This window comes from Streptomyces sp. NPDC003300 (assembly GCF_040610915.1).
Taxonomy (GTDB): domain Bacteria; phylum Actinomycetota; class Actinomycetes; order Streptomycetales; family Streptomycetaceae; genus Actinacidiphila.
This window is the reverse complement of the sequence record NZ_JBEXNE010000013.1, coordinates 33,328-60,108: the sequence shown is the minus strand read 5'-3', so window position 1 is coordinate 60,108 and position 26,781 is coordinate 33,328. Positions and strand designations below refer to the sequence as shown.

General features: G+C 73.9%; 9 protein-coding genes. 4 read left to right on the top strand and 5 right to left on the bottom strand.

Features of this window, described 5'->3' with window-relative positions; translation table 11 throughout:
- Positions 1 to 129 precede the first annotated feature (129 nt).
- The 3 genes from ABZX65_RS20160 to ABZX65_RS20150 all read right to left on the bottom strand — a co-directional run bounded on the left by ABZX65_RS20160 (position 130) and on the right by ABZX65_RS20150 (position 4,131).
- Complete coding sequence (locus tag ABZX65_RS20160) at positions 130 to 1,782, bottom strand: TROVE domain-containing protein (protein WP_355341448.1); 1,653 nt, start codon at positions 1,780 to 1,782, stop codon at positions 130 to 132.
- Positions 1,783 to 2,242: 460 nt separating this feature from the next.
- Positions 2,243 to 3,142 (bottom strand): ABC transporter permease, encoded by a 900-nt coding sequence (locus tag ABZX65_RS20155; protein WP_355341444.1) that lies wholly within the window; start codon positions 3,140 to 3,142, stop codon positions 2,243 to 2,245.
- Positions 3,139 to 4,131, bottom strand: a complete 993-nt coding sequence (locus tag ABZX65_RS20150; protein ID WP_355341441.1) for an ATP-binding cassette domain-containing protein — start codon at positions 4,129 to 4,131, stop codon at positions 3,139 to 3,141. Before ABZX65_RS20150 ends, ABZX65_RS20155 begins: the two co-directional genes overlap by 4 nt.
- Before the next feature lie 893 nt (positions 4,132 to 5,024).
- On the opposite strand from ABZX65_RS20150, the gene ABZX65_RS20145 reads away from it, so the two are divergent.
- Positions 5,025 to 8,657: a BTAD domain-containing putative transcriptional regulator gene (locus tag ABZX65_RS20145; protein ID WP_355341438.1), complete on the top strand. Its 3,633-nt coding sequence runs from the start codon at positions 5,025 to 5,027 to the stop codon at positions 8,655 to 8,657.
- Between the two features lie 457 nt (positions 8,658 to 9,114).
- On the opposite strand, the gene ABZX65_RS20140 is transcribed toward ABZX65_RS20145, so the two are convergent.
- On the bottom strand, positions 9,115 to 9,309 hold the full coding sequence (locus ABZX65_RS20140) for a hypothetical protein (RefSeq protein ID WP_188281614.1): 195 nt from the start codon (positions 9,307 to 9,309) through the stop codon (positions 9,115 to 9,117).
- A 60-nt stretch (positions 9,310 to 9,369) separates the two neighbouring features.
- On the opposite strand from ABZX65_RS20140, the gene ABZX65_RS20135 reads away from it, so the two are divergent.
- The gene (locus ABZX65_RS20135; RefSeq protein ID WP_355341434.1) at positions 9,370 to 9,969 is read left to right on the top strand and encodes a hydroxyisourate hydrolase; all 600 of its coding nucleotides are present in this window, start codon (positions 9,370 to 9,372) and stop codon (positions 9,967 to 9,969) included.
- Between the two features lie 10 nt (positions 9,970 to 9,979).
- On the opposite strand, the gene ABZX65_RS20130 is transcribed toward ABZX65_RS20135, so the two are convergent.
- Positions 9,980 to 11,398: a condensation domain-containing protein gene (locus ABZX65_RS20130; protein ID WP_355341431.1), complete on the bottom strand. Its 1,419-nt coding sequence runs from the start codon at positions 11,396 to 11,398 to the stop codon at positions 9,980 to 9,982.
- 775 nt (positions 11,399 to 12,173) lie between these two features.
- Here ABZX65_RS20130 and ABZX65_RS20125 point away from each other — a divergent pair.
- Both ABZX65_RS20125 and ABZX65_RS20120 read left to right on the top strand, forming a co-directional pair.
- Complete coding sequence (locus ABZX65_RS20125; RefSeq protein WP_355341428.1) at positions 12,174 to 21,125, top strand: SDR family NAD(P)-dependent oxidoreductase; 8,952 nt, start codon at positions 12,174 to 12,176, stop codon at positions 21,123 to 21,125.
- A 39-nt stretch (positions 21,126 to 21,164) separates the two neighbouring features.
- Complete coding sequence (locus tag ABZX65_RS20120; RefSeq protein ID WP_355341425.1) at positions 21,165 to 26,726, top strand: beta-ketoacyl synthase N-terminal-like domain-containing protein; 5,562 nt, start codon at positions 21,165 to 21,167, stop codon at positions 26,724 to 26,726.
- Positions 26,727 to 26,781 lie beyond the last annotated feature (55 nt).

Genomic DNA, 26,781 nt, shown 5'->3' with positions numbered 1-26,781 from the left:
TCTCAGGCGGAGTCAGCGCAGCCCGCCCGCTCGGGGTGCGGTCAGGCGGAGTCAGCGCAGCCCGCCCGCTCGGGGTGCGGTCAGGCGGAGTCAGCGCAGCCCGCCCGCTCGGGGTGCGGTCAGGCGGAGTCAGCGCTCCCAGGGCCAGGACGCGGAGCGGCCGGACTCCAGGAGGGGGATCATGCCGAAGGCGTGGTCGGTGAGGCCGCCGAAGGTGTGGCGGTCGCCGGTGCCCGAGGGCATGGCGCCCGCCTTGTAGCCGGCCATGTTCCACATGTAGACCGGCACGTTCTTCGGGACGAGGGCGTCGATCTCCGTTTCGCGCATGCCGCCGTGGCCACTGGCGTTGGACGGGAACCAGCCGGGCCTGGTCTGCTCGTCGGTGACCACGACGATCCGGTCGTGGCCACGGAAGTGGGCCTTGACCGCCGACGGGATGTCGGTGCCGTCGATCCGGCCGAACTTCTCGATCAGGCGCAGGACACTGCCGCCCTTCGGCACGGCGACGGGCCTGCTGCGCATGCCGAACTCGATCAGGGTCGGGTCGGCGGCGCGTACCGCCAGGGCGGCGCCGAAGACCGCGGCCTGCTCGGCCAGGGTGATGTCCGAGCTGTTCGGCGTGGAGAAGCCGAAGCCGGGGAACATCGACGGCGAGCGGTCGACCAGGATCAGCGTGCGGCCGGGCAGCGCGGGCACGTTGGCGAGCGAGAGGTTCAGCGCCTTGTCCAGCGCGTGACCCCAGCGCAGCGACTCGACGTGCTTGTGGGCCGCCCAGAACCGGAACGGGAGCATGCGCGAGCGCGCCACCCGCTCCGGGTCGCAGATCGTGGCCGCGACCTGCGCCGCGGCCTCGTCGGACACCCCGGCGCGGTCGAAATTCCGCAGGTTGCGGACCAGCGCGAAGACACCCATCGACGGGATGACCGTCTCCCACGCAGCCTTGTCCATCGGGCCCTGGAGCCAGCCCGCCAGCGCTTCCCACGTCATGCCCGCTGCGGCGATACGGCTGCTGCCGTCGGTGCCGTCGGTGCCGTCGGTCCGGTCACCGCCACCGCTCCCGAGGAGGCCGCGGCGGTTCCCGACCGGCACGGCCATCAGCTCGGCCCGGCCGCGGACGATCCGCAGCGCGGCCGGGATGTCGTCGCCGCGGCCGTGTCGCCGGTCGATGGCGTGCTTGAACAGGTCGCCCTGCCAGGGCTTGTCGGCGGCAGGCGAGGGGTGGACGAGTTCGAGGACGTCACCGAAGCGGTAGCCCTTGGACTCAGTGTCGTACTTCAGCAACGACCGCTCGCTGTACAGGCGTTGTACGGCGTCGGCGACACCGCGCTTGACGGGCTTGGGAAGCCGGCGGCCGAACGTCGAGGTCCAGTAGGCGAGGAACTCGCCGGGCTCGTCGGGCCGTTGGAGCACCGAGTCGACGACCTGCCGGGAGTAGCCGGGCGCGTCGTTGCGCAGCCGCTCGGCGGTGAACTCCGCGGCGCCGACCAGCGCCGCCGTGCGCATGTTGCCGTCACCGCGCAGCCAGGCCAGGAGCGCGGCCGTCCACCGCGGGTCCTCGATCGCCAGTCGGCGGACCAGCCGCTGGTACCGGTCGTCGCGGTCGCCGCCCTTCTCGTAGAAGGTGTCGGTGCCCACGACGTTGGATATCGCGAGCAGGAAGAGCTCGGACCGCGGGTCGCGCAGGTGGCCGGAGCCGCCCTCCGCCGTCACGGTCCGCGCGCCGGACGTGGTCACGGGCGACGTGACCCGCGGCTTGACGCCGCGCTGATTGAAACGAGACATGGAAGAGTCCCCCCGCGTCGGAGGGGAAGCCCAGCGGGGCGGTGTCCGAGATCAGGGGTCGACGACGGGAACAATGCGCTCTGGGCCGCTGAGCTACGGGGTTTCACGCCCCGGTGGGATTCGAACCCACGTCTCACCATGAACAGTGGAAGTACCCGTTGTCCGCGCACCGGACACCGCCGATGCTGCGCCCCCCGAGATCAGGACGGCCGCGGTTCTGCGGGGTTCGAACCCCGCCCACCGAAGTGGTTCTACCACAAAGAAGTAACCGCGACCTGCGCACCGGGAGGTGCTGTTGTCGATCGTCAGCATAGCCACGTGCCCCGAACGTGCCGACTGATTTACCGGCCGCGCGGGCCGCACCGGCCGCGGCTCGCGGGTCCGTAAACCCGTCCGCCCGTGGGCCCGTGAACCCGTGAGCCCGTCCGCCCGTCCGCCCGTCCGCCCGTCCGTCCGTGGGTCAGGACAGCACGCGGTGCCGGAAGTTGCGCAGGCCCAGGGTGAGGAAGACGGCGCAGGCGGCGATCAGGACCGGGTAGACGGCGAAGAGCGACATGTGGGTGGACTCGGTGAAGGCGGCGCGCATGCCCTCGGTGATGTAGATGAGCGGGTTGACCAGGACCAGGATCTGGAGCCAGTGGAAGCCGCCGAGGTGGACGAGGGAGAGCTTCGTCCACTGGTAGTAGGTGCCGCCGAGGAAGACTAGGGGCAGGACGACGAAGCCGAACATGACGCCGATGTTCTGCGGCTGGAAGGTGGTGCCGAGCATCAGGCCGAGCGAGGTCATGGCGACGCAGGCGAGCGGGATCAGGGTGACCACGATCCACCAGTGGACGGTGAGATGGGCGTGGACGCCGGGCGCGTGGACGACCGCGGCGATCGGGAAGACGATGACCGCCGAGATCAGGGCCTGGACGGCGCCGGACAGCACGCGGGCGACGGCGACCAGCCAGATCGGGCAGGGCGCCTGCACCCGGTCCTCGATCTCGCGGGTGTAGCCGAACTCCTGTGACATCTGGATCGCGACGGACTGGATGCCCTGGAACATGATGCTGATGGCGACGACGCCGGGCACGAGGACGGTGGCGAAGTCCGACTCGCCCGTCGATCCCCCGGCGCCGCCGATGCCCTGCCCGATGGTGGGGAAGACGTAGAGGAAGACGAAGACCAGCAGGAACGGCTGGACGAGTGTCCGGGCGACGAACTGCCCGAAGCTCTTCCACAGCACCCGCAGGTCCCGCCGGACGAGCGCGCCGAGGGCGGTACGGCTGGCGGCGGCCACGGAACGGCTCGGCCGTACGGTGACCGGGCGGTGCGTCGGGGACAGCGGCTGCGAGGGTCCGGCCGGTGGTGCGGTCATTCCCTCAGCTCCTTGCCGGTGAGGCTGATGAACACGGTCTCCAGGGAGCTGCGCACGATCGACAGGTCGACCAGTTCGAAGCCGCCCCGCTCGGTGCTGGCGACCACGCGCGGCAGCAGGCGTTCGTCGCCCTGGACCTGGAGTTCGACGCCGCCGTCGACCAGCCGGGTGCGGACGGCGCCCTCGATGTCCCGGGTGAGGCGGGCGGCGAGGGCTTCGTGGTCGCCACTGGCCAGCACGGTGACGATGGTGTCGGCGCCGACTCCCTGCTTGAGGGCTTCCGGTGTGTCGAGGGCGAGGATCTTCCCGTGGTCGATGATCGCCACCCGGTCGCAGAGCTGGTCGGCCTCTTCCATGTTGTGCGTGGTGAGCACGATGGTCTGGCCGTCGGCGATGAGCCCGGCCAGGATCTCCCACAGCGCGAGCCTGCTCTGCGGATCGAGACCGGCCGTCGGTTCGTCCAGGAAGAGGACGGCCGGGCGGTGCATGATCGCGCGCGCCACCAGCAGCCGCTGCGCCATGCCGCCCGACAGGTTGCCCACAGGAGAGGCGGCCCAGCGCGACAGACTGAAGCGTTCCAACGACTCGTCGGCCAGTTCGCGCGACCGTGCGGCGGAGATCCCGAACAGCAGCCCGTGGTAGTAGAGGTTCTCCCACACCGTCAGCGAGCGGTCCAGGGTGTTCTGCTGCGTCACGACCGCGATGACCTGCTTGGCCAGCGCGGGCTGCGCGACGACGTCGATGTCCCCGACGTACGCCTTCCCGCCGGTGGGGACCACGCGCGTGGCGAGCATGCCGATGGTGGTGGTCTTCCCCGCGCCGTTGGGTCCGAGGAGTCCGAAGAACTCCCCGGCGTAGACCTCGAGGTCGAGGCCGTCGACCGCCATGACGGGCGCTTTGGGATACCGCTTGGTGAGCCCGACCGTACGGATCACCGGGGGCCGTCCGCCGCCGGGGCCCGTCCGCTCCACCGCCGCCTCGACCGCCATGTCCCACCTCCCGGCTCCGCTCGACCCGCATGCCCGTCCGCCGCCCGGCCCGCGCCCGTCGGCTGCCCGATCCGTGCGCCCGCTGCTCTCGTCATCGAAACACGCCCCCGTCCGCGCGGCCCGCGACAACGGTCCGACCGGGGGACGTCGGCCGACGCGGGCGGGGGCGTTTATGATGATCGCGAAAAGCGGACCACCCGCCTCCCGGCGGGGTCCCCGACCGCCGTCGCGGGGGCTGTGAGCGGCCCGAGGAGCGGGGCCGGGGAACAGGACCGGCGCATATGCCCAATGGCCGCGGATTCCCGAAGTGGCAGTACACGGTTGCGAAGAGCCAGTAAAGGACCCATTCGGGAAACTCGTACAGGATTCAAGGGAATGACGGCGTGAATTCATTCATTCTCACACCATCCGGGTGTTCTGAACATTGATCCGGAGGCGGCCAATAGGGTCTCCGGCGGGTCCGGCCGAGGGCCGCGGGCCGGGCGGGCAGGGGGGACAGCGCATGACCGATACCCCACGGGCGGACATACCGGATTCGCAGCCGGAACGTCGCCGTATGTGACGGGGAAAGACGGACAGGACGCTACTTACGGGGAGTGTCGCGACACAAGGCGGCGGGCCGGCGCGCGGCGGGGATCGGCGCCGAAGTGCGGCCCCGGGAGGAAGTCGATGACGCACTCATGTCACACGCGCCCCACTCACCCCAGTGGCTCTCTTCGAAATCAACCATGCTGCTATGGACATCTTGATTTGTGCTGCGTCATGAATGAGAATTCGTCCAATTGAGCGGCACGGAGTACACGCAATAGAGGCCCGCCGCGCACACCGGGGCCTCGCGCGGCGGGACAGCGCACTCACCCGCTCCGTTACCGACAGTAGCCGGGGGTAAATCGTTGGAGTTCTGCATACTCGGGCACCTCGAAGTCTCGGCGAACGGGCGCCCGGTGCAACTCGGCGGTGCCCGCGAGCGGACGGTACTGGCGATGCTGCTCATCGAGGCCGGTCATGTGATCCCGGTGGAACGGCTCATCGACGCCGTGTGGGGCGACGACCCGCCGGCGACCTCGCGTGGGCAGATCCAGATCTGTATCTCCAACCTGCGGCGGCGCATCCTCGCGGGCGGCGGCGAGGACCTGATCGAGACCCGACGGCCCGGCTATCTGCTGCGGGTCCCCGCGGGCACGCTCGACCTGCACCGGTTCGAGGCCGAAGTCCACGAAGGGCAGGCGGCGTTGGCGGCCGGGGACCCGGCCGGGTCGGCCCGCATCCTGCGGGACGCGCTGCAACTGTGGCGCGGTCCCGCGCTCGCCGACGTGGACAGCACGCTGGTGCAGCAGGGAGTGGGGCGGCTCAACGAGCGGCGGCTCGCCGTGCTCGGCGAGAGCCTGAAGTCCGGGCTGATCGCGGGTGAACAGCACCGGCTGATCGGCGAGTTGACGTCCCTCGCGGCCGAGTATCCGCTGCACGAGCACTTCAGGGCGCTCCTGATGATCGCGCTCTACGCGGCGGGGCGGCAGGCGGAGGCGCTGGACGCGTACCGCAAGGTGCGTGAGGAATTGCAGAGCGAACTGGGCATCGACCCGGGCAGTGAACTGCGCGGCCTGCACCGGGCGATGCTCGCCGGTACGTTCTCGCTGCCGGGCGCGGAGCCGGACGAGACGACGTCGGGGCGTTCGACGAGCCGGGACAGCCGGGACCACGACGGTCAGGGGCGTCAGCCGCAGCACCGCGAAGACCAGCGGCGCGACGACCAACACCGGGACGACCAGCGGCGGGAGGACCAGCGGCGCGACGAACAGCGCCGGGCCGACCAGCGGCGCGACGATCAAAGGCGCGACGACCCCCGCCGGGACGACTACCGCCGGGACGAACGCCGACGCGACGAGCAGCGCCGCGACGAACACGGGCGGGACGAACACGGGCGGGACGACCCGCGCCGTGACGAATACCGCGCGGACGAACACCGGCGCGACGAACCCCGGCGCGATCCGTGGGACCGCATGGAGCGGGACCGCGACGACCGGTACGGAGACCGGGACGATCCGACGGGCAGCGCGCCCGCGGAGTCGGCCCGGCCGCCCACCTCGGCGGGCGCCCCCATGCCCGGTGCCCGCGCCGACCCGGAGGGCGCCTCGGACCAGGCGCGCGGCCAGGCCGAAGGGCAGTCGCCGCACCAGCCGCCGGCCGAGGAGCCCAAGCGGCGCGCGCCGAGCCTGCTGCCCGCCGACATCCCGGACTTCACCAGCCGCAGCGAGACCGTGAACGACATCGTGCGGCAGATCGGCGGCGACCAGCGCCACCGCAGCGACCAGGCGGTGCCCGTCTGCGTGATCGTCGGACAGGGCGGCGCGGGCAAGACGACGCTGGCCGTGCATGTCGCGCACCTGCTCACCCAGGACTTCCCCGACGGCCAGCTCTTCGCGCACCTGCGGGTCGGCGACCGTCCGGCGAACCCGTCCGACATCCTGGAGCGCTTCCTGCGGGCGCTCGGTGTCGTCGGCCCCAGCCTGCCCAAGTCCCTTGAGGAACGCGCCGAGCTCTTCCGCGACCTGGTCAGCGGGCGGCACGTACTGGTCGTGCTGGACGACGCCATGACGGAGCGTCAGGTCACCTGGCTGCTGCCCGGAAGCGCCGACTGCTCGGTGATCGTGACGAGCCGTCAGCGGCTCACCGGACTGCCCACCGCGGGCCGGGTGGAGATCGGCGCGCTCAGCGAGAGCGGGGCCGCCGCGCTGCTCGCCCGCTACATCGGTGAGGCGCGGGTGGTCGCGGAGGCGGAGAGCGTCACCGAACTCTCCCAGCTCTGCGGCCGGTTGCCGCTGGCGTTACGGATCTCGGCGGCGCGGCTGGCGGCCCGTCCGCACTGGAGCGTCGCCGACCTCGTCGACCGGCTGCTCGACGAGTCCCGCAGGCTGGACGAGTTGAACCACGGTGAGATGCAGGTCAGGGCCAGCATCTCGCTGACGTACGACAGCCTGCCGGACGACGCCCGGCTGCTCTTCCGCCGTCTCGCCCTGCTCGACGTGCCCAACTTCGCGGCCTGGGTGGGCTCCCCGCTGCTCCAGGTCGACGTGCTGCGCGCGCAGGAGGCGCTCGAAGTCCTGGCGGAGGCGTATCTGATCGACGCCACGCCAGGTCCCGGCGGCCATGTCCGCTACAGCTTCCACGACATCATGCGGCCCTTCGCGCAGGAGCGGCTGGCGGAGGAGAGTTCCGAGGAGCGGCTGGGCGCGCTGGAGCGCTGGCTCGGCGCGCTGCTGTCGCTGACCGGTGAGGCGCACCGCCGCGAGTACGCGGGCGGCTATCTGGAACGGCGCAGTTCGGCGGAGCGCTGGCGGCTGCCCGACCGTCTGGTGGAGCGGCTGCTGTCCGACCCGCTGGCCTGGTACGAGCAGGAGCGTACGTCGATCGTGGCGGCCGTGCGGCAGGCGTCGGCGGCCGGACTGGTCGAGCACTGCTGGGACCTGGCGCTCAGCTCGGTGACGCTCTTCGAGGCGTACTCGTACTTCGGCAACTGGCGTGAGACGCACGAGATCGCGCTCAAGGCGGCCTGCCGGGCGGGCGATCAGCACGGCGAGGCGGCGATGCGCTACTCGCTGGGCTCACTGCACATGTTCGAGCAGAGCACGGACCCGGCGATGCGGCAGTTCGAGCGGGCGCACACGCTCTACCACGAACTCGGCGACGAGCACGGCGCGGCGCTCGTACTGCGCAACATGGCCTATCTGGACCGGCTGACCGGTGACATCGCGTCGGCGCAGGAGCGGTGGGAGGAGGCGCTGGGCGTCTTCCAGGTCACCGGCGACCGGATCGCCGAGGCGCACGTCCTGCACAACATGGCCCAGGTGCACGTGGACTGCGGTGAAACGGCTACGGCCCTGCGGCTGTTGGAGCGCGCCGAGGCGATCTGCCACGAGGTCGGCAACCGCCGGGTCACCGCTCAGGTGCAGAACCGGCTGGGTGCGCTGCACCTGCGGGTCGGGCGGCTGGACGACGCGCATGTCGCCTACACGCGTGTGCTGGACAGTGTGCGGGTGACCGGCGACAAGGTCGGCGAGTGCTACGCGCTGCTGGGTCTGGCGACGGTCGACCTGCGCCGCGGCGAGCCGGGTTCCGCGCGGGCGATGCTGACCGAGGCGCTCGAACTGGCGGTACAGGCCGGCGCCCGCATGGTGGAGAGCCGGATCGCGCTGGCGCTCGCCGAGGCGCTGCTCACCTCGGACGTCGAGGCGGCGCCGGAGTACGTCGAGCGCGCGCTGACCGGCTTCGAGGCGATCGGCGCGACGTTGGACAAGGCGCGCGCGATGGTGCTGCGCGGCCGGGTGCACGCGGCGTCCGGCCGTCCCCAGGGCGCGCGTGCCGACTGGCAGGCGGCGGCGGGCATGCTGACCGGGCTGCGGACGGACAAGGGCGGTGTCGCGCTGGTCGAGGAGGTGCGGCGGCTGCTGCGTACGCTGGCCGACGGGGGCGCCGACGCGGGTGTCGCGGCGGCGCAGCTTCCGGCGGAGGCCGAGCTGCACAGCTGAACGGCCGAGGAGTCGCCGGGGAGTTGGGGGAACGCCAGCTCCCGGCAGGGGGCCTGCCGGGTCGGCGGTGTTTCCGGTCGGCGTGAAGGTGCGGCCGACCGGGCGTCGTGGAGCGGGGGCGCCCGCCGGTGCGGGCAGGGAGAATCCGGGCAGCCGGTAGCACCGGGTGTCACGGGATGGAAGGCGCCCAGCCGTGTGGGCGGCCCGGGGTCACGGGCGTCATCGTGCGGAGGTACCCGAGAGCGCGGGCGGGTGGGGGTGCCGGATCTCCGACGGTGCGGGATGCCCGTGTCGGCACGGGCTTCGTGGGGAGACGATTCGCCGGATCGAACCGGGGCGCCGTGAGAAAGGGCTCATCCGGCCGACCGAGCGGCGGTCGTCGTGGGGTGGAGCTGGGGAAGCGATGGTGCGCGGTGCGGTGGTACGGGGTGCCGGGCCGCGAGGGCCGCGGCGGAGGTCAGTCCCAGATGGTGTTGTCCGTGGAGGCGGTGGGGGTGGGGGTCGGCTTCGGCGTTCCGCCGTCGACACGTACGACCGAGGTGTGGCCGTTCGTGGACGAGTGCGTCGAGGTGACCGCGACGGCGACGCCGCCCGTGAGGGTGACGAGCAGGGCGGCGGCGGTGATGCTGCGGCGGAAGGCGCGAACCGTCATGATGCCATCTCCAAGTCTGTGGGGCCGCCGGTTCAGGTGTCCCGGTGGCTCGATGACTTCATGGTTCGGTGGACCGCTTTCGGTCCGTCCTCGCCCGGCTATCACGGTCGCTATCACGTCGCTCTCACCCGACCGCCGCAGGTCGGCGCGGGGCTCGGCGCGGCGGTCCGGCTCTCGCCCCGCCCTCGTTTCGCTATCGTCGGGGGCCGCCGGTCCTATCGTCCCGGGCCGCCGGAGCGATGGCGGAACGATAGGGGCATCCCCCAACGTCGTGGCCACCCAGGCGCGACACCGCAAAAGACGCGCCCGAACCCGGAGGCGGGACCCGTGAGTCTTTGCGTGCACATCGTGGACAGTGCGTTCGGCGTACCGGCAGCGGACGTCGACGTCCTGCTGCGCCAGCCCGCCGGAGACGACTGGCGTGAGCTGGTGCGCGGGCGCACCGGTCAGGACGGCCGGCTGGCGATGCTCGGTGACCGGAACATCCAGCCGGGCATCTACCAGGTGGTCTGCGACCTGGACGCGTACTACGCCGTCCTCGGCTCGCTGCCCCTGCACCCCCGGGCCATCGTCGAGTTCCGGGTGACCGAGTCCGACGCGGACATCCACCTGCCGATCGTGGTCTCCACGCACTCCTTCCTGAGCTACCGCGGCGCCTGAGGCACCGCGACTACCCCTTGGCGAGGGCCGGTTGACGCGGGAACAGATCGGCTCCCAGCTCCCCCCTCGCCCGTCCGTCGTCCAGCAGGGCGCCGACCGTGGCCTCCGGCTCGGTGGCCGCGCGCAGCGCCCCGAGCGCGATGGTCCGCAGGACGGCGGTGACATCCTCCTCGCCGAGCACGTCGGGGTCGGACCGCAGCGTCAGCTCCACCTGGTGAGCCCCTTCGGCGTTGACCCGGAGATAGAACGGGTGACCCGCCTCGCGGGCCGGGGGCGTCCAGGTCAGGGACGCGCCGGACGGGACATCGGCCCGGTCCCGCGCCCGTACGGGCGGCGGTGACGATGCCGACGGTACGTCGGCGGACGGCTCCGATTCCGCCACGTAGTTGAACCAGCAGTCGTGGACGAAGAGCGAGCCGTCCGGCCCCGGTGCCTCGGCGGCCAGCCGCGCCGCCGCGTCGACGTCGTAACTGCCGTGGCGGTAGGCCAGCAGCGAGCTGAGATGCGCGCGCTTGAGGAAGCCGGACAGCGGCGCGTCCGGGTCCACCGCGCAGAGCAGCGGCACCAGTTGGTTCATGGTGCTGACGACGGGCTGCCACAGCGGGTCGAAGCGGTTGGCGCACATCAGGCTCAGCATGATCCGGTTCCGGGACAGCACTCCGGAAAGGGCCGCGCCGGTCAGCGCGGTCAGAACGCTCTGCGGTGACACCCGGTGTGCGGAGGCGGCGTCCGCGACCAGCGCGGCGAGCCGCGGGGAGCGCAACGTCGCCTGGATGCGGCGCTCGTCGGAACCGGGCGTCCGGGCGGGCAGATTGCTCAGCGGGCCGCCCGCCAGGATCTTCTTCCAGTACTTCTCGGCGCCGCGGCGGTGGCCCGCCCAGGCGTCGCCGTGCTGGAGGACGGCCAGCTCGCGCGGCGCGGGCCCCGGCCGGCCGTCGGCCGCCGGGTCCCCGCCGCCCCTGGCCGCCAACTCCTTGAGCTGCCTTTCCAGTTCGCGGATCGCCCAGACGTCCACCACCATGTGCGACATCGACACGGCCAGATAGCGGGGGCGGCCCGCGGCGCATATCAGCGTGCCGTGCCAGCCGGGGTCGCCGACGACGGGGAAGGGCCGCGCGTACAGCTCGCGCAGCACCCGCGCGCCGTCCTGCGGGGTCACCGACGGCAGGTCCAACCGGTCCATCCGGAGCGGGACTTCGGGGTGGACGCGCTGGAAGGGCCGGCCGTCGGCATCGGTGTGGAACGTCGTCCGCAGGCTTTCGTGACGGTACGTCAGGACGCGCAGGGCACGGTCGATCGCGGGCGCCTGAAGTCCCTCGACGTCCCACAGCGCGGGGACGTTCACCTCCATCAGCCGGTCGGTGGCGAAGGTTTCTATCGATCGCCAGGTCGACAACTGGCCGAAGGTGAGCGGGGCGTCGACGGGCATGGTCCCTCCGTGGCATGAGGTGGGGCACGAGGCATGGCGTGAGGCGGTGGTCCGGCGTGGTGTGCGGCGGTGGCGCGGCGCGAGGTGAGGCGCCGACGGGGTTTCGGGGTGGCGGTCGTGCGGCAGGCGTGCGGCAGGCGTGCGGCGGTCGTGCGCCGAAAAGCGGTCGGTGATCGGTGGTCGGCGGGCTGCGGGCTCCGGGCCGCGCTACGGGTTCGCGTACGGCCCCTCCCCCCGCGCCCGTCGGCGCGGGGAGGAAGGTGACGAGCTGCGCGGAGCGTGGAACGCGACGGCTCAGCGACAGACGGTGCCGCGCGCGTGGCTCACGGCCGTGCAGACGACCCGGGTGCAGACCACCCGCGTACAGACCACCTTGCGCATTTGCTTCACCTCCTCCCGCACATCGCTCCTGACGGTTTTCCGGCGGCCCTTTCGCCGCATCACACACTTATTCATGGGTCGCTTCTCCTTGTCCATACGCGCGCGTTGGCATCAAGTTCGCGGTATTCCCTGCCACCGCGTTCGGAGCGAACTTCCTTGACCCGCCAGGGCCGTGGAGTCCACGCTTCTGCCATGCCCGGAACAGCCGGGGCCACCGGTGAAGACCACGCCGGCCGCCCCGGTCGTATTTCCCGGTCCTGAGCAGCGGAATGCGTTTACCGAACCGTCAGGACCCGCGAAGAGAAACACGAAGAAGAAATTCACGGCAATGCGGCGCGGTGCGTGCGATGCCGGGCGATGCGTTCTGGAACAGCCAATCCTCGAAAGGTGGGTCATGTCCGCTCTGACTGAACGGTCCACGGCCGCGGAGCCGGTCGCCGTCATCGGCATGTCCTGCCGGCTGCCCGGCGCGAAGAGCCCCGAGGAGTTCTGGCGGCTGCTGAGCGAAGGCCGCGAAGCGGTCGGCGAGGCCCCGGCGGACCGGCGCCAGGCGGACGGTACGGCGGGATCGACGGCGGACGGTGCCGCGGACGGCACGGGCCGGGCCGGGCGCGGCGGATACATCGCCGACGTGGACCGTTTCGACGCCGCCTTCTTCGGCCTCTCCCCGGCCGAGGCCGCGGCGATGGACCCGCAGCAGCGGCTCGTCCTGGAGCTGGCGTGGGAGGCGATCGAGCACGCCCGGATCGTCCCCTCGACCCTGCACGGCACGGCGGCCGGAGTCTTCATCGGCGCCATCACCGGCGACTACGCGCTGGTCCACGACCGGCTCGGCGGCCAGGGGATCAGCAGGCACAGCGTCACCGGCACCCACCGCAGCATCATCGCCAACCGGGTCTCGCACCTGCTCGGCCTGCGCGGCCCCAGCCTCACCGTCGACTCCGGCCAGTCCTCCGCCCTGGTCGCCGTGCGGCTGGCCTGCGAGGAGCTGCGTCGCGGCACCGCGCGGACGGCGCTGGCGGGCGGGGTGAACCTGAATCTGCTCGGCGAGAGCGACCGGGCCCTGGAGCGCTTCGGCGCCCTGTCCCCCGACGGCCGCTGCCACACCTTCGACGGCCGGGCCAACGGTTACGTACGCGGCGAGGGCGGCGGTGTGGTGCTCCTCAAGCCGCTGTCGGCCGCGCTCGCCGACGGCGACACCGTGCACTGCGTCATCCTCGGCGGCGCCGTCAACAGCGGCACAGGAGAGCACCTGACCGTTCCCGACCCCGAGGCGCAGCGCGAGGTCGTCCGGCTGGCCTGCCGCGACGCGGGAGTCGCGCCCGCCGAGATCGCCTACGTGGAGCTGCACGGCACCGGTACGGCGGTCGGCGACCCGATCGAGGCGGCCGGTCTCGGGGCCTCGCTGGAGACCGAGTCCCGGGTGGCGCACGGCGCCCCGCCGCTGCTGGTCGGCTCGGCCAAGACCAACGTCGGCCACCTGGAGGGCGCGGCCGGCATCGTCGGTCTGCTGAAGGTGGCGCTCAGCATCGGCCACCGCACGCTCCCGCCCAGCCTGAACTTCACCTCGCTCCACCCGGCCATCGCGGCCGAGCAGCAGGGCATCGAGGTGGTCACCGCCGCCCGTCCGTGGCCCGGCTCCCCCGACAGCCGCCCGACCGCGGGCGTCAGCGCCTTCGGTATGGGCGGTACCAACTGCCACCTGATCCTGGCGGCGGCGCCCGAGACCGCGCCGAACGGGACTGCGGCGCCCCGGACCGTGCCGAACGAGACCACGCCGAACGAGACCGTGGCGCCCCGGACCGTGCCGAACGAGACCACGCCGGACGAGACCGTCGCGGACGACAGCCCCGAGGTCCGCCGCGACTGCGACGCCGATGCGGCCCCGACCACCCCCTGGCTCCTGTCGGCCCGCTCCCCGCGCGGCCTGACCGCCCAGGCGGACCGGCTCGCCGCCCACCTCGCCACGCGCCCCGACGTACCGGCGCGGGACGTCGCGCTGTCCCTGCTGCGCACCCGCTCGGCCTTCGACCACCGCGCCGTCGTCCTCGGCGCGGGCCGCCCCGAACTGGACACGCTGCTCGGCGAGTTGGCGGCGGGCCGACCCCACAGCGAGGTCATCACCGGGCACACCGCGACCGGCGGCGTGGGATTCGTCTTCCCGGGCCAGGGCTCCCAGTGGTGGGGCATGGCGCGCGAACTGCTGGAGATCGACGGCCCGTTCGCCGACCGGATCGCCGAGTGCGCCCGCGCGCTGGCCCCGTACACCGACTACGACTTGCTGGACGTGGTGCGCGGTGCGCCCGGCGCGCCCGGCTTCGAGCGGCTCGACGTGGTGCAGCCCGCGCTGTGGGCCGTGATGGTCTCGCTCGCCGAGGTGTGGCGCGCGGCCGGGGTCGAACCGGACTTCGTCATCGGCCACTCGCAGGGCGAGATCGCCGCCGCGACCGTCATCGGCGCGCTCTCCCTGGACGACGGGGCCCGCGTGGTGGCCCTGCGCAGCCAGGTGCTGCTCCAGGTCACCGGCGGCCGGATGCTGTCGGTGTCCGCGCCGCTCGCCATGGTCGAGGAACGGCTGGCGGCCTACGGGGCGGCGACCCTCAGCGTGCTCAACAGCCCCACCTCCGCGGTCGTCTCCGGCCCCCTGGACACGCTCACCGAGCTGGCCGCGAGCTTCGACGCCGACGGCTTCCGCACCAAGGTCCTCAAGATCGACTACGCCTCGCACTCCCCCGCCGTGGAAGTCATCCGCGAGCAGGTGCTCGACGTGCTCGCACCGGTCCGGCCGGTCGCCGTCGACACCCCGTTCTACTCCTCGCTGACCGGCGGCCGGGTCGAGGACACCTCGGAGCTCGACGGCGACTTCTGGTACCGCAATCTGCGCCACGCCGTCCGCTTCACCGACGCCACCCGCTCCGCGCTCGCCGACGGCAACGGCCTGTTCGTCGAGTGCAGCCCGCACCCGGTGCTGCGGCACGCGATCGAGGAGACCGCGGAGGAGGCGGGCCACGAGGCCGCCTCCGTGCCCACCCTGCGCCGCGAGGAGGGCGGCCTCGCGCAGGTGCTGCGCGCCCTCGCCGGTGCCTACGTACACGGCGCCGACGTCGACTGGGCGCCCGTCGCGGCCGTACCGGGAGCCCGTACGACGGACCTGCCCACGTACGCCTTCCAGCGCGAGCGGCACTGGCTGGGCGGGGCGCCGATCCTCGGCGCGGCGGCCGGTCCCGGTGCCGCAGGCACCGCGGGCCCCTCGGACCCGGCCCCGGCGCCCGTGGCGGTCCGCACTCCCGAGGCCGTACGCGATCTGGTCACCGCGAGCACCGCCGCGGTCCTCGGGCACGCGGACGGCAGCGCGATCGACCCGCGCCGCAGCTTCAAGGACCTCGGCCTGGACTCGCAGGGCACCGTCGAGCTGCGCAACCGGCTCAAGGACGCCACCGGTCTGAAGCTGCCGACGACGCTGCTCTTCGAGTTCCCGACGCCGAAGCGGCTGGCCGAGCGACTGGCCGAGCTGACAGCGCGGTTGACGCCGCGGACGCCCGAGGCGGACGGCGCGGGCGTGCGGCCCGCCCCCAACAGCGTGACCAGCGACGGCACTTCCGCCGACACCGCCGCCGACACCGGTACGTCCGCCGGTTCCAGCGTCGACCCCGACGCGCCCGAGCCGATCGCCGTCGTCGCCATGAGCTGCCGCTACCCCGGCGGGGTCAGTACCCCGGAGGAGCTGTGGCAGCTCGTCGCGGACGGCACCGACGCGGTCACCGGGCTGCCCGCCGACCGCGGCTGGGACCTGGACGCACTGCTCGGCGCGGGCCCCGACCGGCCCGGCGCCCTGACCACCGTCGGCGGCGGATTCCTGCACGAGGCACCGGAGTTCGACGCCGCCTTCTTCGGCATCAGCCCCCGCGAGGCGCTCGCCATGGACCCGCAGCAGCGGCTGCTGCTGGAGACGTCGTGGGAGGCCGTCGAGCGGGCGGGCATCGACCCGGCCACGCTCGCCGGGCAGCCGGTCGGCGTCTTCTTCGGCTCGATGGCCTCCGACTACGGCCCCCCGCTGCACCGGCCGAACGGCGGCGGTGACGGCCACCTGCTCACCGGTACCGCGCTCAGCGTCATCTCCGGCCGGGTCGCGTACACCCTCGGCCTGCGCGGCCCCGCGCTGACCGTCGACACGGCCTGCTCGTCCTCCCTGGTCGCCCTGCACCTGGCGGTCCGCGCCCTGCGCGGCGGCGAGTGCCCGATGGCGCTGGCGGGCGGCGTGACGGTGATGTCGACGCCCGGCAATCTGGTGGAGTTCAGCAGGCAGCACGGACTCGCCGCGGACGGCCGGGCCAAGGCGTTCTCGGCCGACGCGGACGGCACGTCCTTCTCCGAGGGCGCGGGGGTGCTGCTGCTGGAGAAGCTCTCCGACGCCCGCCGCAACGGCCACCCGGTGCTCGCCGTCATCCGCGGCACCGCCGTCAACCAGGACGGTGCGAGCAACGGCCTCACCGCGCCCGACGGTCAGGCCCAACGCGCCCTCGTGCGCCAGGCGTTGGCCGACGCGCGGCTCACGGCCGACGACGTCGACGCCATCGAGGCGCACGGCACCGGCACCTCCCTCGGCGACCCCGTCGAGGCCAACGCGCTGATCGACACCTACGGCAGCGCCCCGGGCGGCGGCGACCCCGCCGCCGCGCGACCGGTCTGGCTCGGCTCGGTGAAGGCCAACATCGGTCACACGCAGGCCGCCGCGGGTGTGGCGGGCGTCATCAAGATGGTGCAGGCGCTGCGCCACGAGACGCTGCCGCGCACGCTGCACACCGACGAGCCGACGCCGCGCGCCGACTGGGACGCCGGACGGATCAGGCTGCTCACCGAGCAGCGGGCCTGGCCGCGCGGGGAGCGGGTCCGCAGGGCCGCCGTCTCTTCCTTCGGCATCAGCGGCACCAACGCCCACGTGGTCGTGGAGGAACCGGCCGCGGCCGACCTTCCCGCCGAGCGGACGGACCGTCAGGAAACTCCGGCACAGGGCCTGTTGGCCTGGCCGGTCACCGCCCGCACCCCCGAGGCGCTGCGGCACCAGGCCCAGCGGCTGACCGGCGCCGTCGCCGACAGGCGTCCCGAGGACGTCGCCCGCACGCTGGCCGCCCGTACCGTCTTCGAGCAGCGCGCCGTCGTCCTCGGCGCCGGAACCGACGAGCTGATCGCGGGGCTGCGCGCCCTCGCCGACGGCGACCCGGCCGGGCCCGGCACCGTCTCCGGTACGGCCAGGGGCCGCGCCCGGACGGCGCTGCTCTTCACCGGGCAGGGCGGTCAGCGGCTCGGCATGGGACGCGAACTGCACGCCGCCTTCCCGGTGTTCGCGGCGGCGTACGACGAGATCTGCGCGGCCTTCGACCCCTACCTCGACCGCCCGCTGCGCGAGGTGCTGTGGGCCGAGCCCGACGGACCCGACGCGGTCCTGCTGGACGAGACCCGCTACACCCAGCCCGCGCTCTTCGCCTTCGAGACGGCCGCGTGGCGGCTGCTGCGCTCCCTCGGCGTCGAGGCCGACGTCGTGGCGGGGCACTCGGTCGGCGAGTACGCGGCGGCCTGCGCGGCCGGGGTGTGGCAACCGGCCGACGCCGTACGGCTGGTGGCCGCGCGCGGCCGACTGATGCAGGAACTCCCGCGCGGCGGCGCGATGTTCGCCGTCGCCGCGAGCGAGGAGGAGATCCGCGGCACGCTGGCGGAGCCGCGGTACGCGGCGCGGGCCGTGGGCCTGGCGGCCGTCAACGGCCCGCTGAGCTGCGTGATCTCCGGCGAGGAGCAGACCTGCGAGGCCATCGCGCGGCAGTGGGCCGACGCGGGCCGCCGCACCAAGCGGCTCACCGTCAGCCACGCCTTCCACTCGCCGCTGATGGACCCGACGCTCGACGCCTTCCGGCGGGAGATCGCCGCGTCCACCCTCGCCGAACCCCAACTCCCCTACGAGGCCGCCCTGGGCGCCGACCGCTCCTGGACCGACCCCGCCTACTGGGTGGACCAGATCCGGGAGACGGTGCTCTTCGCGCCGGTCGTGGACCGGCTGGCCGCCGCCGGTACCGGCGTGCTGTTCGAGGTCGGACCGCAGGCGGTGCTCACCCCGATGGCCCGCGAGAGCCTGGCCGGGCGGCCCGGCAGCGTCGTACCGCTGGTCCGGCGCGGCCGGGACGAACAGGACGCGCTCCTGCGGGGCCTGGCCGAGGCGTTCGCCGCCGGAGCCACCGTCGACTGGGCCGCCACCGCGGCGGACGGCGCCCGTACCGAGCTGCCCACCTACGCCTTCGACCGGCGCCGGTTCTGGCTCACCGACGCGGGGCCCGACGCGGGCTCGACCGCCCGCACCTCGCTGCTGCGCCGCGCGACCACCGTCGCGGCCGACGGCGGCCACCTGCTCGGCGGACGGCTCTCGCTGCGCTCCACGCCGTGGCTGGCCGACCACGCCATCGGCGGCACCGCCGTCGTCCCCGGTACGGCGCTGGTCGAATGCGCCCTCCAGGCGGCGGAGTTGGCCGGGGCCGAGGCGGTCGGCGGACTCACCCTGCTCACCCCGCTGGTCCTGCCGCCACTGGGCGCGGTCGAGGTCCAGGTCGCCGTGGGCGGCGAGGACGCGGACGGGCGGCGCGCGCTGACCGTGCACGCCAGGCCCGCCGACGACACCGACGCGCCGTGGACGGCGCACGCCACCGGCCACCTGACGGCCTCGGCGGACGCCGCCCCCGACGACGGCTGGGCCGCGGTCTGGCCGCCGGCCGGAGCCGAGACGGTCGACCTCACCGACGTGTACGGGCGGCTCGCCGCCGCGGGGTACGGCTACGGCCCCGCCTTCCAGGGCCTCACCGGCGCCTGGCGTGCGGGCGACGACCTCTACGCGGAGGTCCGGCTGCCCGAGGACGTACGGTCCGCCGCCGCCGACTTCGCCGTGCACCCGGCCCTGCTCGACGCCGCCCTGCACATCCTCGTCCTGGAGGCCAGGAACGCCTCGTCGGCGGGCCGCCCTGTCCCCTTCTCCTTCACGTCCGTCACCGTCCCCGCGCCCGGAACCGACGCCCTGCGCGTACGGCTCACCGCGAGCGACGCCTCCGGCGACGGCACCCGGATGTCCCTGTGCGACACGGCGGGACGCCCGGTGGGCGAGGTGACGGTGAGCATGCGCAACGCCCCCGAGGGCTTCGGCCTCACGGCGACCTCGGCCCCCAAGGACATCGGCCTGTACGACATCGCCTGGGTCCCGGCCGCCGCGTCCCCGGCCCCGTCCTCCGAGGACTCAGCGCCCTGGGCGGTGCTCGGCTCCGCCGCCGCCGAACCCGTGGCCGCGGCCCTGCGCTCCTCCGGCCGCCCCGCCTCGGTACTCGCCGACCTCGACACCCCCCGCACGGGCGCGGCCCCGGCCGTCCTGGTCATCCCGGCACCCGAGGACCCGGCACACGAGGACCCGACGCCCGAGGGCCCGACATCCGACGGCCCGACATCCGAGGAACCGGCAGCGTCCGGCGGCCTCCCCTCGACCGTGCGCCGCGTCCTCGCGGACACCCTCGACCTCGTACGGCGACGCGTCGCCGACCCCGAACTGGCCGGCACCCGGCTGCTCTTCCTCGCCGACCCCGACTCGCTGACCGGCGGCCCGCTCTGGGGCCTGATCAGGTCGGCCCAGACCGAACACCCCGACGCCTTCGCCCTGGCCGACGCGAGCGGTACGGCGCCGGACGAATGGCCGCTGCTGGCAGCCGCGTTGCACCAGGCGGAGCCGCAGACGGCCGTCCGCGACGGCGCCCTGCTGGTCCCCCGGCTCACCCTCCGCGAGACCGAGACCGAGACCGAGACCCAGACCGAGACCGAGACCCACACCCACACCGGCACCGGCACCGACACCGGCACCGGCACCGAGCCGGTCGACGGCGCGCGGACCGTGGACACCCCGGACACCGGAAGCGCCCTCGGCACCGGCACGGTCCTGATCACCGGCGGTACCGGCGGACTCGGCGCGCGCCTCGCCGCGCACCTCGTGGCACGGCACGGCGTGCGGGACCTGCTCCTGGTCTCGCGGCGCGGCCCGGCGGCCGAAGGGGCCGACGAGCTGGTCGCCGCGCTCGAAGCGCGCGGCGCTGCCGTACGGGTCGCGGCCTGCGACGTGGCGGACCGGGCGGCGCTGACCGCGGTGCTGGACTCGATCGCGGACGACAAGCCGCTGACCGCGGTGGTGCACACCGCGGGCGTGCTCGACGACGGCGTGGTCGCGCGGCTCGACGGTGAGCGGCTGGGGAATGTGCTGCGGCCCAAGGCGGACGCGGCGTGGCTGTTGCACGAGGCGACGGCGGACCTGCCGCTGGCGGCGTTCGTCCTGTACTCGTCCGTGGCGGGCGTGCTCGGGACCGCGGGGCAGGCGGGTTACGCCGCCGCCAACGGCTTCCTGGACGCGCTGGCCGTCCACCGCAGGGCGGCGGGGCTGCCCGCGACCTCGGTCGCGTGGGGCCTGTGGTCCGCGGAGGCCGGGATGGCCACGGCGCTGAGCGCGGTGGACCAGGCGCGGCTGGCACGGATCGGCACGCTGCCGCTCGGCCAGGAGGAGGGTCTGGCGCTCTTCGACGCGGCGCTGGCCGCCGACCTGGCGGGCGGCCGTACGGTGGCGGCCCGTTGGGACCTGACCGGACTGCGGGCCCGCGCGGCCTCCAGCGGGTCACCCGTACCGCCGCTGCTGCGCGGCCTGGTGCCGGCGCCGCGCCCGGCCCGCCGGACGGCCTCCGTCCGGCCCGCCGCCGCGACCGGTGCGACGGCGCCCGCGCCCGCCGCGGGTCAGGGCGGACTCGCCGGGAAGCTGGCGGGGCTCGACCGGGAGGCGGCGCACGCGGTGCTGCTCGACCTGGTCAGGGAGCGCGCCGCGCTCGTCCTCGGGCACGACAGGGCCGACCGGATCGAGGTCGACCGGCCGTTCACGGAGCTGGGCTTCGACTCGCTGGCCGCCGTGGAACTCCAGGAGGGCCTGGGCCGGATGACCGGCGTGCCGCTCCCGGCGACGCTGACCTTCGACCACCCGACCGTCGCGGACGTGGCGGCCCGGCTCGCCGCGGACTTCGCACCGGCCGAGCCCGTACCGGTGGGCGACCGGCTGTGGGGCACCCTCGGCGACGCGCTGTCCGCGCTGCTCGACGGCGGCGCCGCGGCCGAGGGCCCGGCCGATCCCGACGAGCGCGACCGCACCGAGGCGCTGCTCCAGGCGGCGCTGAGCCGGCTGCGCGACGGCGGCGAGGGACCGGGGCGGCTCCTGAGCCCGGCACTGCCGGGCGGCGGCCTCGAAACCGTCTCGGACGAGGACCTCTTCGACTTCATCGACAACCAACTCTGACATTCGCGACAACCCGACTTCGTACTGGAGGACACGGCTATGACGAGCGAAGAGCGGCTTCGCGAATATCTGAAGAAGGTGGTCGGCGACCTGACCGACGCCCGGCGCAAGCTGAGCGAGGCCGATGACCGCGAGCACGAGGCGGTGGCCGTGGTCGGCATCGGCTGCCGCTACCCCGGCGGGGTCGAGGCACCTGACGACCTGTGGGAGCTGGTGGACTCCGGCACCGACGCGACCAGCCCGTTCCCGACCGACCGCGGCTGGGACCTGGAGAAGCTGTACGACCCGGACCCCGACACCCCCGGCACCAGCTACACCCGGCGCGGCGCCTTCGTGCACGACGCGGGCGACTTCGACGCCCCCTTCTTCCGGATCAGCCCCCGTCACGCGGTGAGCACCGACCCGCACCACCGGCTCTTCCTCGAAGCGGCCTGGGAGTCCTTCGAGCGGGCCGGCATCGACCCGGCGACGCTGCGCGGCAGCAGCACGGGCGTGTGGGCCGGGATGATGTACGAATTCTACTCGGCGCGTTTCCTCGGCGCCGTTCCCGAGGACGTCGACGGCACCCTCCTGGTCGCCAGCACCCCGAGCATGCTGTCGGGCCGGGTCTCCTACAGCTTCGGTCTCGAAGGTCCCTCGGTGACCCTCGACACCGCCTGCTCGTCCTCGCTGGTCGCGGTCCACCAGGCCGTACGCTCCCTGCGCAGCGGCGAGTGCACGCTCGCGGTGGCGGGCGGGGTGACCGTCATGGCGGAGCCCGACATGTTCGCGGAGTTCTCCCGGCAGCGCGGCCTGGCCCCCGACGGGCGCTGCAAGCCGTTCTCCGCCGACGCCGACGGCACGGTGTGGGGCGAGGGCTGCGGTGTCCTGCTGCTGGAGCGCCTCTCGGACGCTCAGCGCAACGGCCGGCCGATCTACGGCGTGATCCGCGGCACGGCCGTCAACCAGGACGGCGCGAGCAACGGGCAGACCGCGCCCAACGGCAAGGCGCAGGAGCGGGTGATCGCCCAGGCGCTGGCCGACGCCCGCCTGACGCCCCGTGACATCGACGCGGTCGAGGCGCACGGCACGGCCACGCCGCTCGGCGATCCGATCGAGGCCAACGCGATCCTGTCCGCCTACGGCAAGGACCACACGCCGGAGCGGCCGTTGCTGCTCGGCACGATCAAGTCCAACATCGGGCACACGCAGGCCGCCGCGGGCATCGCCGGAATGATCAAGATGATGCAGGCGATGCGGCACGGCAAGCTGCCGCGCACCCTGCACATCGGCACCCCGACCTCGCGGGTCGACTGGTCGGCGGGCACCGTACGGCTGTTGACCGAAGAGGAGCCCTGGGAGTCGCGCGAGGACGCGCCGCGCCGGGCCGCCGTCTCGTCCTTCGGGATCAGCGGCACCAACGCGCACGTGATCCTGGAGGAGCCGCGACCGGCCCCCGCCGCACCGGAGTTGGAGACCGGGACGGGTTCCGAGACCGGGACCGACACCGGCTCCGACACCGGGACCGGCGCCGCGTCCGACACCGGGTCCGGCATCGCGTCCGACACCGGCAACGCCCCGCTCGCCTGGGTGCTCAGCGCCCGCAGCGCCGACGCCCTGCGCGGCCAGGCCGACCGGCTCGGCCGCCGCGTCGCCGCTCAACCGGCGCTGCGCCCGGTGGACATCGCCTGGTCGCTGGCCGCCACCCGCGCCCGCTTCGACCACCGCGCGGTCGTCGTCGGCCGCGACCGCGCCGAACTCCTCGACCGTCTCGACGGTTTCGCGCAGGGCAGGGACGGCTCCCCGGTGACCACCGGCGTGGCGTCCGGTACGGCCAGGACCGTCTTCCTGTTCACCGGACAGGGCGGGCAGCAGCCCGGCATGGGGCGTCAACTGCACGCCGCCTTCCCCGTCTTCGCCGCCGCCCTGGACGAGGTGTGCGACGCGCTCGACCCGTATCTCGACCGGCCGCTGCGCGAGGTGATGTGGGCGGAGCCCGGCACGCCCGAGGCCGCGGAGCTGGACCGCACCTACTACACGCAGCCCGCGCTCTTCGCCTACCAGGTCGCCGCCTTCCGGCTGCTCGGCTCGCTCGGTCTGGTCCCCGACAAGGTCGCCGGGCACAGCGTCGGCGAGATCGCCGCCGCCCATGTGGCCGGTGTCTGGGACCTGGCCGACGCGGCCCGGATGATCACCGCCCGCGCCCGGCTGATGCAGCGACTCCCCTCCGGCGGCGCGATGTTCGCGATCTCCGCCACGGCGCGGGAAGTCGCCGTCACGCTGGCGGGCAAGGAGAGCCTGGCGCAGGTCGCCGCCGTCAACAGCCCCGCGGACGTGGTGGTCTCCGGTGACGAGGAGACCTGCGCCGCCGTCGCCGCCCACTGGGCGGAGCAGGGCCGCCGCACCAAGCGCCTCACCGTCAGCCACGCCTTCCACTCGCCGCTGATGGAGCCGATGCTCGACGCCTTCGGCGCCGAACTGGCCGCGCTGACCTTCCGTCAGCCGACGCTGGACAGCGCCGTCAACCTCGGCGCCGACCGGAGCTGGACCGACCCCGGCTACTGGACCGACCAGGTCCGCCAGGCCGTGGGCTTCGCCGACATGACCGCGCGGCTGGACGCGGCGCGCACGGACGTCTATCTGGAGATCGGGCCGCGCCCGGTGCTCTCCGGGATGGTCCGCTCCTGCCTGCCGGACGCAAAGGCCGTGGTGACCGCCGTGTCCCGGCGCACGCTGGCCGAGCCCGAGGGGCTGCTGACCGCGCTCGCCGAGGCGTACGCGGCCGGCGCGTCCGCCGACTGGAGCGCCGCGGCGCCCGGCGGACAGCCCGTCGAACTGCCCACGTACGCCTTCGACCACACGCGCTACTGGCTGCTGCGGACCCCGCCGCGCGGCGACGCCGACGCGCTCGGCCTGACCGAGCTGCGGCACCCGCTGCTGGGCGCGGCGGTCGCCGTCGCCGACGGCGGACTGGTCGCCACCGGCAGGCTGACCGCGGACGACCTGCCCTGGCTGGCCGACCACTCCGTGGGCGGCGCGGCGATCGTGCCCGGCACCGCCCTGCTCGACATGGTCGTCGAGGCGGCGGTGCAGGCCGGTTACGACCGGGTCGAGGAGCTGACGTTCGAGGCGCCGATGCCGCTGCCGGTGACCGGGTCGCTCGACCTCCAGGTCGCCATCGGCGGCGACGGCTCCGTCGGGGTGCACGCCCGGCGCGGCGGCGAGGAGAGCTGGACCCGGCACGCGTCGGGCAGCCTGGCCGCGGGCCCCGCGGAGCCCGACGGCTGCGCGTGGGCCGCCACGTGGCCGCCGCAGGGGGCCGCACCGGTCGACCTGGACGCGGTCTACGAGCGGCTGACGGAGCGCGGCTACGGCTACGGCCCGGCCTTCCGCGGGCTGCGCGGCGCCTGGCGCACCGACGGTGAGCTGTTCGCCGAGGTCGAGGTGCCCGAGGGCGCGGAGAACGACGGCTTCGGGCTCCACCCGGTGCTGCTCGACTCGGCCTTCCACCCGTACGCCGCCGAGGGCGAAGGGGACGAGCTGCGGCTGCCGTTCGTCTTCCGCGGGGTGCGGCTGACCGCGGTCGGCGCGTCCGCCCTGCGGGTCAGGATCGTGACCGAGGGCGCCGACCAGTTGTCGCTGACCGCGGCGGACGAGAACGGCGGACTGGTCCTGGACGCCCGCGACATGCGGGTCAGGGCGGTGCCGGCCGCGGCCATGCGGGCGCTCGCCGGAAGCGCGGCCTCGCCCGAGGGCTACTACGGCCTGGAGTGGACCGAGACGACGCTTCCCGCGGTGAGCCCCGGCAGTTGGGCCGCGCTCGGCACCCCGGTCGCCGCGCTCCCCTTCCACACCGGCCCCGACGCGCTCGCCGCGTCCGGCGTCCGGCCCGACTACGTCCTGCTCGACACCGAGGCACTGGACACCACCGTGGGCGCCGAACTCCCGCAGCGCGTGAGCGAGTTGACCGGGCAGGTGCTCGGCCTGCTCCAGCGGTGGGCCGACGACGCGGCCTTCGCCGCCTCCCGGCTGGTGATCGCCACCGACCCCGACTCGCTCCGCACGGCGGGGGTTTGGGGCCTGGTGCGGGCGGCGCAGGCCGAACACCCCGGCCGGTTCCTGCTGGTGGGCGCCCGCGGCGGCATCAGCGCGGCCCTCGCGGGTCCCGGCAGGGCGGTGGCGCTGCTCGCCGCCGCGGCCGAGGCCGACGAACCGCAGGTGCTGCTGGAGGACGGCCGTACGCTGCTGCCGCGGGTCGCCCGCCGGGTGCCCGCACCCGCCGTCGAGCCGGCCTTCGGCGACGGCACGGTCCTGGTCACCGGCGGCACCGGGGCGCTCGGCGCGCTGGTCGCCCGGCGGCTGGTCGAACGCTTCGGCGTACGGCACCTGTTGCTGACCTCGCGGCGCGGTCTCGCGGCCCCCGGGGCGCGGGAGCTGGCCGACGAGCTGACCGAGGCCGCCGGACCCGGCGCCACCGTACGGATCGAGGCGTGCGACGCCGCCGACCGCGGCGAGCTGTCGGCGCTGCTGGCCTCGGTGCCGCCGGAGCACCCGCTGACCGGTGTGCTGCACGCGGCCGGTGTCCTGGACGACGGCCTGCTCGCGGGCCAGTCGCCGCAGCGCCTGGCGGACGTGCTGCGGCCGAAGGCGGACGCGGCCTGGCTGCTGCACGAGCTGACCGCGGACCTGCCGCTGGCCGCCTTCGTCCTGTTCTCCTCCGTCGCGGGCGTGCTCGGCAACGCCGGGCAGACCACGTACGGAGCCGCCAACACCTTCCTGGACGCGCTGGCCGTCCACCGCAGGGCGGCGGGTCTGCCCGCGGTCTCGGTGGCCTGGGGACTGTGGTCGACGGCGGGCATGGGCTCGACGCTGACCGCGGCCGACGAGGCGCGGCTGGCCAGGATCGGGGTCGCGCCGCTCGACGAGCGGCAGGGCCTCGGGCTGCTGGACACGGTGCTGACCGACCCCGACGTCGAGGCCGCGGTCGTGGCCTCCCGCTGGAGCCTGAGCGGCCTGCGCGGCGCGCAGGACAGCGGCGAGCGGATTCCGCAGATCCTGCGCGGCCTGGTCCGCGCGGGGCGGCGGACCGCGGAAGGCGGCGGCGCCCGGCAGTCCGGCGCCAACGCCGCGGGCGGCCTGGCCAAGAAGCTCGAAGGACTCACCGGTGACGCCGCGAAGTCCGCGGTCGACACCGCCGTACGCCACCACGTGGCCGCGGTACTGGCCCATGGAGCGCCCGAAGCGCTCGACCCCGACCTGCCCTTCATCGACCTCGGATTCGACTCGCTGACGGCGGTCGAACTGCGCAATCGGCTCCAGACGGACTCCGGTCTCGACCTGGCCCCGACGCTCGTCTTCGATCACCCGACCATCGGCGCCCTGGCGGAGCACCTGGCCATCGCGCTGGTCCCGGCCCCGAAGGATGACGTGACCACCATGGAAGAAGCCCTCGCCCGGATCACCGGCGAACTCAGCTCGTCCGCACCCGCGCTGCGGGACCGCATGGTCGTGGCCCTGCAGGACGCCCTCAACCGACTCGGAGTCCCGATGGACTCCCCCACCGCGGTGCTCGACGAGGCCTCCGACGAGGAGATCTTCGCCTTCATCGACGCCCAGGCGTAATCCCGCGCCGGGCGCACGGCCCGGCCACCGAGGTACAGCGACTCCCCGGCACTCC

What these genes read in the sequence shown, in the direction of transcription:
- ABZX65_RS20160 (WP_355341448.1), bottom strand. Translation starts at nt 1,782, where the DNA reads ATGTCTCGTTTCAATCAGCGCGGCGTCAAGCCGCGGGTCACGTCGCCC.
- ABZX65_RS20155 (WP_355341444.1), bottom strand. Translation starts at nt 3,142, where the DNA reads ATGACCGCACCACCGGCCGGACCCTCGCAGCCGCTGTCCCCGACGCAC.
- ABZX65_RS20150 (WP_355341441.1), bottom strand. Translation starts at nt 4,131, where the DNA reads ATGGCGGTCGAGGCGGCGGTGGAGCGGACGGGCCCCGGCGGCGGACGG.
- ABZX65_RS20140 (WP_188281614.1), bottom strand. Translation starts at nt 9,309, where the DNA reads ATGACGGTTCGCGCCTTCCGCCGCAGCATCACCGCCGCCGCCCTGCTC.
- ABZX65_RS20135 (WP_355341434.1), top strand. Translation starts at nt 9,370, where the DNA reads ATGGTTCGGTGGACCGCTTTCGGTCCGTCCTCGCCCGGCTATCACGGT.
- ABZX65_RS20130 (WP_355341431.1), bottom strand. Translation starts at nt 11,398, where the DNA reads ATGCCCGTCGACGCCCCGCTCACCTTCGGCCAGTTGTCGACCTGGCGA.
- ABZX65_RS20125 (WP_355341428.1), top strand. Translation starts at nt 12,174, where the DNA reads ATGTCCGCTCTGACTGAACGGTCCACGGCCGCGGAGCCGGTCGCCGTC.
- ABZX65_RS20120 (WP_355341425.1), top strand. Translation starts at nt 21,165, where the DNA reads ATGACGAGCGAAGAGCGGCTTCGCGAATATCTGAAGAAGGTGGTCGGC.